Genomic DNA, 11,419 nt, shown 5'->3' with positions numbered 1-11,419 from the left:
CACCCTCATGCAGTTGCGCTTCGCTTCATTCGCTGTGGCCAGCTCAAGAGAGGACTTTCACCTCTAGGATGGCGCCCATGCTGGGCGCACAAGTGAGTCGCCGTAAGGGCGAAACCGCCATCCGCCGTTACCGCGGAATGGATATGTACACCTGCAAGAGAATGGTCGGCTATCAGGCCGCCATCGCAGCGCCCCGACAAGCCCGCCCGCCCCTTTTTGACATGCCCGCCCAGAGTATCCCGCCCCCAAACTGCGGGTATAAATAAGTAACACCTCGCTCCAGCCGGGCGCACAGAATGTCGCGACTGACCCGCAGAGGTGCACCCGGTTGCACCGAAAAAACCCTGCGCAAACGGTCAAATGCGCGTGGATTTACACATATGCGACATTAAGGTACGTACGTGCCACTGTTTAACGCCTATGCTCGTTCAGGATCTTGCATTGGGTATGGCCCCTGCATAAGTATCCGCAGGGCCGACTCACGAGGTCGTCCTATAATTCCAAAAAAGCCACAATCATGAGGCCACCATGCTTAAAAACGCGGTCATTCCGTTTTTGCTCGGCGCCAGCTTGTTAGCTAGCGCACCCTTCGCCCAAGCCGCGACTAACCTGGTGTTCTGCTCCGAAGGTAGCCCGGCCGGTTTCGATCCAGGTCAATACACCACCGGCACCGACTTCGACGCCTCGGCAGAAACCATGTTCAACCGTCTGACCCAGTTCGAGCGCGGCGGCACCGCCGTGATTCCTGGTCTGGCGACCAGTTGGGACATCTCCCCCGACGGCCTGACGTACACCTTCCACCTGCGCGACGGCGTCAAGTTCCACACCACCCCGTACTTCAAGCCGACTCGTGATTTCAACGCTGACGACGTGCTGTTCACCTTTAATCGCATGATTAACAAGGATGACCCGTTCCGTAAGGCTTACCCGACTGAATTCCCGTACTTCACCGACATGGGGATGGACACCAACATCACCAAGGTCGATAAAGTCGACGACAAAACAGTCAAGTTCACCCTGAAAGAAGTGGATGCCGCGTTCATCCAGAACATGGCCATGAGCTTCGCGTCGCTGCAGTCCGCCGAGTACGCCGCCCAGCTGCTGAAAGAAGGCAAAGCCGCCGACATCAACCAGAAGCCGGTCGGCACTGGTCCATTCGTGTTCAAGAGCTACCAGAAAGACTCCAACATCCGCTACACCGGGAACAAGGACTACTGGAAGCCGGACGACGTCAAGATCGACAACCTGATCTTCGCCATCACGACCGACCCGTCGGTGCGTATCCAGAAGCTGAAGAAGAACGAGTGCCAGATCACACTGTTCCCGCGTCCGGCCGACCTGAAGGCGCTGCAGGAAGACAAGACTCTGAAAGTGCCTAACCAGGCTGGTTTCAACCTGGGTTACATCGCCTACAACGTGATGGACAAGGTCAAGGGTCAAACCGATGCAAACCCGCTGGCTGACCTGAAGGTTCGCCAGGCACTGGACATGGCCGTCAACAAGCAACAAATCATCGACTCCGTGTACCAAGGCGCCGGCCAACTGGCCGTCAACGCCATGCCGCCGACCCAGTGGTCCTACGACACCACCATCAAGGATGCGCCGTATAACCCTGAGAAAGCCAAAGAGCTGCTCAAGGAAGCCGGCGTAAAAGACGGCACCGAAATCGTTCTCTGGGCGATGCCGGTACAGCGTCCATACAACCCGAACGCCAAGCTGATGGCAGAAATGCTGCAGTCGGACTGGGCCAAGATCGGTCTCAAGGTCAAGATCCAGAGCTACGAGTGGGGCGAGTACATCAAGCGCTCCAAAGGTGGCGAAAACCAGGCGATGCTGATTGGCTGGAGCGGCGACAATGGTGATCCGGACAACTGGCTGAACGTGCTGTTCGGTTGCGATTCGCTGGAAGGCAACAACTTCTCCAAGTGGTGCGACAAGAAGTTCGACGGCATCGTCAAGGAAGCCAAGCGCACGACTGATCAGGACAAGCGCACCGAGCTGTACAAACAGGCACAACACGTCCTCAAAGATGCAGTGCCAATGACACCTATCGCTCACTCGACGGTGTTCCAGCCTATGCGCGACAACGTGCAGGACTTCAAGATCAGCCCATTTGGCTTGAACTCCTTTTACGGCGTCAGCGTCAGCAAGTAAGGCATTGCAACGGCGACGTTTCTGACGTCGCCGTTGTTTTATCTGCCGACAAAGTAGGAAATCTCTTACACCAAATTCCGTCGCGTACTACCGCTGCTGCGTCGGACGCGTTGCCATTTCCTACGAGTCTTTAGGACTCTACGCATTTACTGCCAGACCTACGGTCCCTACCGTCGAGTTCTGACCAGCTCATGCGTGGGCTGTCGGTTTTGCTGCAAGCATGGTTTGAGATCAATGAACCTCCACGTTCCAGGACGGAACGGCGGCTCATTGCCAAAACACTCGTGAACGACAAGAGGGAGCGTCATGCGTCATACCTTGGTTTTATCCGCATTGTTGGGCACCGGCCTGTTGGCCGCCAGTTCCATTAGCCTGGCCGCCAGTAACAGCCTGGTGTTCTGCTCCGAAGGGAGCCCCGCCGGGTTCGACACGGCGCAGTACACCACTGCAACAGATAACGACGCCGCCGAACCGCTGTACAACCGGCTGGCCGAGTTTGAAAAAGGCGCCACCAACGTCGTACCGGGCCTGGCCACGAGCTGGGATATTTCCGAGGACGGCCTCAAGTACACGTTTCACCTGCGCGAAGGGGTGAAGTTTCATACCACTCCATACTTCACGCCAACCCGTGACTTCAACGCCGATGACGTGCTGTTCACGTTTAATCGCATGCTCGACCCCCAACAACCTTTCCGTAAGGCGTATCCGACCGAGTTCCCGTACTTCAACGGGATGAGCCTGAACAAGAACATCGCCAAGGTCGAAAAGACCGGGCCGCTGACCGTGGTCATGACGCTCAACAGCGTCGACGCCGCGTTCATCCAGAACATCGCCATGAGCTTCGCGGCCATCCTGTCCGCCGAATACGCCGACAAGCTGCTGACCGAGGGCAAGCCGAGCGACATCAACCAGAAGCCGATCGGCACTGGCCCGTTTGTCTTCAAGAGTTACCAGAAAGACTCCAACATCCGTTACACCGGCAACAAGCAGTACTGGGACCCGAGCCGGGTCAAGCTCGACAACCTGATTTTCGCCATCAACACCGACGCTTCGGTGCGGGTGCAGAAACTCAAGGCCAACGAGTGCCAGATCACCCTGCATCCGCGTCCTGCCGATGTGACTGCGCTGAAGAACGACACCAAACTCCAGCTCATCGAGAAGCCAGGCTTCAACCTCGGTTACATCGCCTACAACGTTCGGCACAAGCCTTTCGACCAGCTCGAAGTGCGTCAGGCGCTGGACATGGCGGTGAACAAGCAAAGCATTCTCAACGCCGTCTACCAGGGCGCCGGGCAGCTGGCCGTCAACGCCATGCCGCCGACCCAATGGTCTTATGACGAAACAATTAAAGACGCCGCCTACAACCCGGAAAAAGCCAAGGAATTGCTCAAGGCTGCCGGCGTGAAAGAAGGCACCGAAATCACTCTATGGGCGATGCCGGTTCAGCGCCCCTATAACCCGAACGCCAAGCTGATGGCGGAAATGCTCCAGGCTGACTGGGCAAAAGTCGGTCTCAAGGTGAAGATCGTCAGCTACGAATGGGGCGAGTACATCAAGCGCACCAAGAATGGCGAACACGACATCAGCCTGATCGGCTGGACCGGTGACAATGGGGACCCGGACAACTGGCTCGGCACGCTTTACAGCTGCGACGCCATTGGTGGCAACAACTACTCCATGTGGTGCGATCCGGCTTACGACAAGCTGATCAAGCAGGCCAAGGTCGTTACCGACCGGGACCAGCGCACCGTGCTCTACAAACAGGCGCAGCAGTACCTCAAACAACAGGTACCGATCACGCCAGTCGCCCACTCGACGGTTAACCAGCCGTTAAGCACCAAAGTCGAAGGGTTCAAAGTCAGCCCCTTCGGCCGCAACGTGTTCTCGGGCGTCAGTATCGACCAATAACCGATTAGCCAGAACGCTGGGGGCGCATTGCGCCCTCACGCAAGCGTATTGCCGAAATTCGCCAGTCCGGCGTACAGCAAACGTTTGCGAAGCCTTGTTTGCGTTCTAAACCAAATAGCCGGATCACCCAATAAGACCGGCATTAATAAAAAAAGAAACTGAGGAGCTTCACCCATGAAACTGAGCAGCAGCGCGATATTGGCCTTAGCCATCAGCAGCGTAACCGCCACGGCTTACGCAGAAACCCAGAGCCAGGAATTCACCCCGGTGACGGTCAACACCAAAAGCTCACAAGCCGACGCAACCGGCTTTGTCGAAGGCCAGTCCATCAGCGGCACCACACGTAACTGGTACGCCAACGAACAATTGCATCGCGGCAGCAAGTTCACTTACCTCAAAAACGGTGTAGCCACCCCGACGGATCGCCGTATCAACTGGGTTCAAGGCACCATCGTCAAGTACAACTCCGGCTTCACCCAAGGCGCCGTGGGCTTGAGTACCGAAGTGGCCGCCTACAACGAAATTGCTCTGGAGCGCGATCGCGAGAACCTGGCTTCCAACAACGGTGGCGCACCGGGCACCCGTCCAGGCGCGGGCAACAACCGTACCCTGACCAAAGAAGGCGGCGACGCTCAAGGTCAGTGGAGCAAGCTGGGCCTGGCCAACGTCAAGGCCCGCGTCTCCAACACCACCCTGACCGCTGGCCGCATGAACTTCAGCAGCCCGATGGTCGATGTCATCGGCAACCGTGCGCTGCCTTCGAGCTTCCAGGGTGTGGCGATCCACAGTGAAGAGCTGAACAACCTGGCCTTTGACCTGGGCACTTTCGATCGCAACTCACCGCGAACCGAAGAAAGCCTGAGTAAATTCCGTAGCGAATACGCCAACAGCTTCGTTGAAACCGATCACGTTCATACCGGCGGTATCACCTTCACACCCTTCGCCAGCCTGACCACCAGCCTGTGGGCGACCCAGGCGGAAGACATCTGGAACCAATACTACTTCGGCGCCAATCACATCCTGGGCGACAGCCAGGTGCTGAGTCTCAACACCGGCCTGAATTACTACAAAACCCAGGAAGAAGGTAAGGCCCTGCTCGGCAACATCGACAACGACACCTACTCCCTGTCGTTCGGCCTGACTCACCAGGCTCATACCCTGACCTTCTCGTACCAGCAAGTGGAAGGTAACGAGTACTTCGACTACCTGCACGAAACCAACGGTATCTACCTGGCCAACTCCCTGCTGTCGGACTTCAACGGCCCGAACGAGAAATCCTTCCAGGTCGCCTACGGCCTGAACATGGCTGAATACGGCGTGCCTGGCCTGAAGTTCAACATCTACCAGGCTCGCGGCTGGGACATCACCGGTACTCACTACACCGGCACGGCTTACGACGTGAAGAACATGGACGGCGAACATCATTACGAATACGGCATCGGTTCCACGTACGCCATTCAGAGCGGCCCGTTCCAGGCCTCCACTGTTCGCGTGACCTACACCGCTCACCGTGCCAGCGAAAACCAGGGTGACGGCAGCATCAACGAGTTCCGCCTGGTGACCACCATTCCGTTCAACATTCTGTGATGCACCTGCCCAACGGCTGATTCAGTGACGAATCGGCCGCTGGGCTTTGACCTTTAACCGATTGCAGAGGGTTCTTGATGAAAATGCTTCCCCTACGTGCGGCCATTGCGGCCGCGTTGCTGAGTGTCGCTGTTGGCGTCGCGGCCAAACCCTTGGTGGTCTGCACCGAAGCCAGCCCGGAAGGCTTCGATATGGTCCAGTACACGACTGCAGTCACCGCCGATGCCGTGGCTGAAACCCTCTTCAATCGCCTGGCGGACTTCAAGCCAGGCACCACCGAGGTGATTCCGGCACTGGCCGATTCCTGGGACATCAGTGAAGACGGTCTGACTTACACGTTCCACCTGCGCAAAGGCGTCAAGTTCCACACCACCGATTACTTCAAGCCGACCCGCGACATGAACGCCGACGACGTGGTCTGGAGTTTCCAGCGTCAGCTGGACCCGAACCACCCATGGCACAAACTGTCGAGCGTGGGCTTCCCGTACTTTGAAAGCATGGGCTTCAAGGAACTGCTCAAAAGCGTCGAGAAAGTCGACGACAACACCGTCAAATTCACCCTGACCCGTCGCGAAGCGCCGTTCCTGGCGGACATCGCCATGGCCTTTTCCTCGATCTACTCCGCCGAATATGCCGACCAGTTGCTCAAGGCGAACAAGACCGGCGACCTGAACAACAAGCCCATCGGCACCGGCCCGTTCGTGTTCCAGCGGTACAACAAGGACGCCCAGGTTCGCTTCAAGGCCAACCAGGAGTATTTCCGTGGCAAACCACCCGCTGAAGCCTTGATTCTGGCGATTGCCACCGACAACAATGTGCGCCTGCAAAAACTCAAGGCCAACGAATGCCAGATCGCGCTGTATCCCAAGCCCGATGACATCCCGAGCATCAAGAAAGACACCAACCTGAAGGTTGATGAGCTGAACGCGATGACCGTTTCGTATATCGCGATGAACACCTCGCACAAATACATGAGCGATGTGCGCGTGCGTAAAGCCATCGACATCGCGTTCGACAAGGCCGCCTATGTCAATGCTTTGTTCGGCAAAGGCAATGCAACCGTGGCCGTCAACCCGTACCCTGACACCCTGCTGGGCTACAACCACACCCTGAAAAACCCGCCGCGTGATCTGGACAAGGCCCGCGCCTTGCTCAAGGAAGCGGGTGTACCAGAAGGCACTACGTTTACACTGTTCACCCGCAACGGCGGCGGGACGACCAACCCGAACCCGATGCTCGGTGCACAGATGATGCAGGCTGACTTGGCTCAGGTCGGGATCAAGGTCGATATTCGCGTCATGGAATGGGGCGAAATGCTCAAGCGTGCGAAAAACGGCGAGCACGATATGGTTTCCGCCGGATGGGCGGGTGATAACGGCGACCCGGACAACTTCCTGACGCCTATGCTGAGTTGCGAAGCAGCCAGGAACGGCGAAAACTACGCGCGCTGGTGCAACGAGAAATTCCAGTCACTGATCGACGAGGCACGGACTAAAGTGAATCCGGAGGAACGTGCCGCGCTCTACGAGCAAGCCCAGGAGGTTTTCAATCAGGACCAGCCATGGATCAGCATGGCCCACACCCGTATGTTTACTGCAATGCGCAACAACGTAGAGGGCTATCACATTAGCCCGCTCACCACTAATAACTTCGCCACCACCCAGGTGAAGTAGATAAGAAACTACCGGCATTCCTGACCCAGGAATGCCGGGCACGCCGAACCGGCTGATGAGGTACACCAGAAGATGTTTAGTTTTATTGCCCGCCGATTGGGGTTATTGATCCCCACGTTCTTCGGCATCACCTTGCTGACTTTCGCGTTGATTCGCATGATTCCCGGCGACCCCGTAGAAGTCATGATGGGCGAACGTCGAGTCGACCCCGAAATGCATGCTCAGGCAATGGAACGCCTTGGTCTGAACAAACCGCTGTATGCCCAATACCTGGACTACATCGGCAAACTGGCCCACGGCGACCTTGGCGAATCGCTGCGTACCCGTGAAAGCGTGTGGACTGAATTCACTTCGCTATTCCCCGCGACCCTGGAACTGTCCATGGCCGCGCTGCTGTTCGCCGGCATCCTGGGCCTTCTGGCCGGGGTGATCGCAGCACTCAAGCGAGGATCGCTGTTCGATCATGGGGTGATGGGCATCTCCCTGGCGGGCTACTCGATGCCGATCTTCTGGTGGGGCCTGATCCTGATCATGTTCTTCTCGGTGAGCCTGGGCTGGACTCCGGTGTCCGGGCGGATCGACCTGCTCTATGACATCGAGCCGCGCACCGGTTTCATGCTCATCGACACACTGTTGGCCGATGACGTCGGTGCATTCTTCGATGCCCTGCATCACTTGATCCTGCCAGCCATCGTGCTCGGCACCATCCCGCTGGCCGTTATTGCGCGGATGACCCGTTCGTCGATGCTCGAAGTACTGCGCGAGGATTACATCCGTACCGCCCGTGCCAAAGGCCTGTCGCCGTCGCGCGTGGTGTTCGTGCACGGTCTGCGTAACGCGCTGATTCCGGTACTGACCGTGGTCGGCCTGCAAGTCGGCACATTGCTGGCGGGTGCGGTTCTGACCGAAACCATCTTCTCGTGGCCCGGCATCGGCAAATGGCTGATCGAAGCCATTGGCGCCCGAGATTATCCAGTCGTGCAAAACGGCATCCTGTTAATCGCCTGCCTGGTGATCGTGGTCAACTTCGTCGTGGACATCCTCTACGGCTTTGCCAACCCACGCATCCGTCACCAGCGCTGAGATCATGACCATGACCACTCCAGCTTCAACTCAGAATCAAGCGGTAACAGTCGATCAAAGCCTGCTGTACCCGTCCCCGTACAAAGAATTCTGGCACGCGTTTTCCCGCAACAAAGGCGCCGTCGCCGGCCTGATGTTCATGTCACTGGTGATTTTCTGCGCGATCTTCGCGCCGTGGGTTGCCCCGCATAACCCGAGCGAGCAGTACCGTGACTTCCTGCTGACCCCGCCAGCCTGGCTGGAGGGCGGGCAGTTGCAGTTCCTGCTCGGCACCGATGAATTGGGTCGTGACCTGCTGTCGCGCCTGATTGCTGGTTCGCGCCTGTCGCTGATGATCGGTTTGTCGTCGGTGGTGATGTCGCTGATTCCGGGGATCCTGCTGGGTCTGTTCGCCGGTTTCTTTCCGCGCCTGCTCGGCCCGACCATCATGCGTCTGATGGACATCATGCTGGCCCTGCCGTCCCTGCTGCTGGCTGTGGCGATTGTCGCCATCCTCGGCCCTGGCCTGATCAACACCGTGATCGCCATCGCCGTGGTGTCCCTGCCGTCTTATGTTCGTCTGACTCGCGCCGCGGTGATGGGTGAACTGAACCGCGACTACGTGACCGCTGCGCGCCTGGCCGGTGCCACACTTCCTCGCCTGATGTTCATCACCGTGCTGCCTAACTGCATGGCGCCGCTGATCGTTCAGGCCACCTTGAGCTTCTCCTCGGCGATTCTCGATGCCGCCGCACTGGGCTTCCTCGGCCTTGGCGTACAACCGCCAACCCCTGAGTGGGGCACCATGCTGGCTTCGGCTCGCGACTACATCGAACGCGCCTGGTGGGTCGTCAGTCTGCCTGGCTTGACCATTTTGCTCAGCGTGCTGGCAATCAACTTGATGGGCGACGGCCTGCGCGATGCGCTGGACCCGAAACTCAAGAACGCCGCCTGAGGAGATTCAAATGTCACTGTTAGAAATCAAGAATCTCAACGTTCGTTTCGGCGACAAGACCGCCGTTCCGGTAGTCGACGGGCTCGACATTTCCGTGGACAAGGGCGAAGTCCTGGCCATCGTTGGCGAGTCGGGTTCCGGTAAATCCGTGACCATGATGGCGTTGATGGGCCTGATCGAACATCCGGGGATCGTCACGGCCGACGCCCTGAATTTCGACGGCAAGAACATGCTCAAGCTCAGCAACCGTCAGCGTCGGCAAATCGTCGGAAAAGACCTGGCCATGGTCTTCCAGGACCCTATGACCGCGCTGAACCCCAGCTACACCGTCGGTTTCCAGATCGAAGAAGTACTGCGCCTGCACCTGAAAATGTCCGGCAAGGCCGCCCGCAAACGTGCCATCGAGCTGCTGGAAAAAGTGGAAATCCCCGGCGCCGCGAGCCGTATGGACGCCTACCCGCACCAACTGTCTGGCGGCATGAGCCAGCGTGTGGCAATCGCCATGGCAATTGCCGGCGAACCGAAACTGCTGATCGCTGACGAACCGACCACCGCCCTGGACGTAACAATTCAGGCGCAGATCATGGACCTGCTGCTGGCGTTGCAGAAAGAGCAGAACATGGGCCTGGTGCTGATCACTCACGACCTCGCCGTCGTGGCCGAAACCGCCCAGCGCGTGTGCGTGATGTACGCAGGCCAAGCGGTTGAAGTCAGTCAAGTGCCCCAGCTGTTCGACATTCCGGCGCACCCGTACAGCGAAGCCTTGCTCAAGGCGATTCCGGAACACAGCCTGGGCGCCACGCGTCTGGCCACGCTGCCGGGCATCGTTCCAGGTCGCTATGACCGTCCGCAGGGTTGCCTGCTGTCGCCGCGTTGCCCGTACGTGCAGGAAACCTGCCGTCAGCAACGTCCAGCCCTTGACCAAAAAAGCAACAGCCTTGCCCGCTGCTTCTACCCGCTGAATCAGGAGGTGGCGTAATGGCCGTCGTACTTACCGCCCGCGACCTGACCCGTCACTACGAAGTGTCCCGTGGCCTGTTCAAGGGGCATGCGACCGTACGCGCCCTGAACGGTGTGTCTTTCGAACTGGAAGCCGGCAAGACCCTCGCCGTTGTAGGCGAATCGGGTTGTGGCAAATCCACCCTCGCCCGAGCCCTGACGCTGATCGAAGAGCCGTCCTCCGGCTCCTTGAAAATCGCCGGCCAGGAAGTCGCCGGAGCCGACAAGGCCCAGCGCAAACAACTGCGCAAAGACGTGCAGATGGTGTTCCAGAGCCCCTACGCTTCGCTGAACCCTCGGCAAAAAGTCGGTGACCAGCTCGGCGAACCGCTGCTGATCAACACCAACCTGAGCGCCTCCGAACGTCGCGAGAAAGTGCAGGCGATGATGAAGCAGGTCGGCTTGCGTCCCGAGCACTACCAGCGTTATCCGCACATGTTTTCCGGCGGTCAGCGTCAGCGGATAGCCTTGGCCCGCGCGATGATGCTGCAACCGAAAGTGCTGGTCGCGGATGAGCCGACTTCGGCTTTGGACGTGTCGATTCAGGCGCAGGTGCTGAACCTGTTCATGGATTTGCAGCAAGAGTTCAACACCGCCTACGTGTTCATCTCCCACAACCTGGCCGTGGTGCAACACGTTGCCGATGACGTGATGGTCATGTACCTCGGTCGCCCGGTGGAAATGGGGCCGAAGAACGACATCTACGAGCGTCCTCTGCACCCGTACACCCAGGCGCTGTTGTCGGCCACGCCGACCATTCACCCGGACCCGAACAAGCCGAAAATCAAGATCGTCGGCGAGTTGCCCAACCCGCTGAACCCACCGTCCGGCTGCGCATTCCACAAACGCTGCCCGTACGCGACCGAGCGTTGCAGCACTGAAGAGCCGGCCTTGCGCCTGCTCGACAGCCGCCAGGTGGCTTGCCATTACGCCGAGCAGTTCATCGACGGAGCGGCGTAAAAACTGTGGGAGTGAGCCGGCTCCGGTCGGCTAACTCCCACAGTGAAATGCGATCTGCTCAGTAACCCCTTCTACTTCGATTGCGTAACTATCGGAGCAGAGGGGGTTTTATTTTGTGGGG

8 protein-coding genes are annotated in these 11,419 nt (G+C 58.4%); all 8 read left to right on the top strand.

Annotation, left to right across the window (positions count from 1 at the left end; translation table 11 throughout):
- Positions 1–528: 528 nt before the first annotated feature.
- Positions 529–2,154, top strand: a complete 1,626-nt coding sequence (locus J2Y56_RS17295; protein ID WP_007942798.1) for an ABC transporter substrate-binding protein — start codon at positions 529–531, stop codon at positions 2,152–2,154.
- 306 nt (positions 2,155–2,460) lie between these two features.
- Complete coding sequence (locus J2Y56_RS17290) at positions 2,461–4,062, top strand: ABC transporter substrate-binding protein (protein WP_007942799.1); 1,602 nt, start codon at positions 2,461–2,463, stop codon at positions 4,060–4,062.
- A 174-nt stretch (positions 4,063–4,236) separates the two neighbouring features.
- Complete coding sequence (locus J2Y56_RS17285; RefSeq protein ID WP_007942800.1) at positions 4,237–5,649, top strand: OprD family outer membrane porin; 1,413 nt, start codon at positions 4,237–4,239, stop codon at positions 5,647–5,649.
- Positions 5,650–5,726: 77 nt separating this feature from the next.
- Positions 5,727–7,322 carry an ABC transporter substrate-binding protein gene (locus tag J2Y56_RS17280; protein ID WP_310351556.1) on the top strand — a complete coding sequence of 532 codons (1,596 nt, stop codon included), beginning with the start codon at positions 5,727–5,729 and terminating at the stop codon, positions 7,320–7,322.
- Positions 7,323–7,394: 72 nt separating this feature from the next.
- Positions 7,395–8,405: an ABC transporter permease subunit gene (locus tag J2Y56_RS17275; RefSeq protein ID WP_007942802.1), complete on the top strand. Its 1,011-nt coding sequence runs from the start codon at positions 7,395–7,397 to the stop codon at positions 8,403–8,405.
- Positions 8,406–8,415: 10 nt separating this feature from the next.
- Entirely contained in the window at positions 8,416–9,339 is a 924-nt protein-coding gene (locus tag J2Y56_RS17270) for an ABC transporter permease subunit (RefSeq protein ID WP_007942803.1), read from the top strand.
- Between the two features lie 10 nt (positions 9,340–9,349).
- Positions 9,350–10,318, top strand: a complete 969-nt coding sequence (locus J2Y56_RS17265) for an ABC transporter ATP-binding protein (RefSeq protein WP_310351551.1) — start codon at positions 9,350–9,352, stop codon at positions 10,316–10,318.
- On the top strand, positions 10,318–11,298 hold the full coding sequence (locus tag J2Y56_RS17260; RefSeq protein ID WP_007942806.1) for a peptide ABC transporter ATP-binding protein: 981 nt from the start codon (positions 10,318–10,320) through the stop codon (positions 11,296–11,298). The genes J2Y56_RS17265 and J2Y56_RS17260 overlap by 1 nt, the downstream gene beginning before the upstream one ends.
- The last annotated feature ends 121 nt before the right edge of the window (positions 11,299–11,419 follow it).

The sequence above is a fragment of the Pseudomonas sp. BE134 genome, from assembly GCF_031456105.1.
Lineage (GTDB): Bacteria > Pseudomonadota > Gammaproteobacteria > Pseudomonadales > Pseudomonadaceae > Aquipseudomonas.
This window is presented reverse-complemented; position numbering and strand designations above follow the sequence as displayed.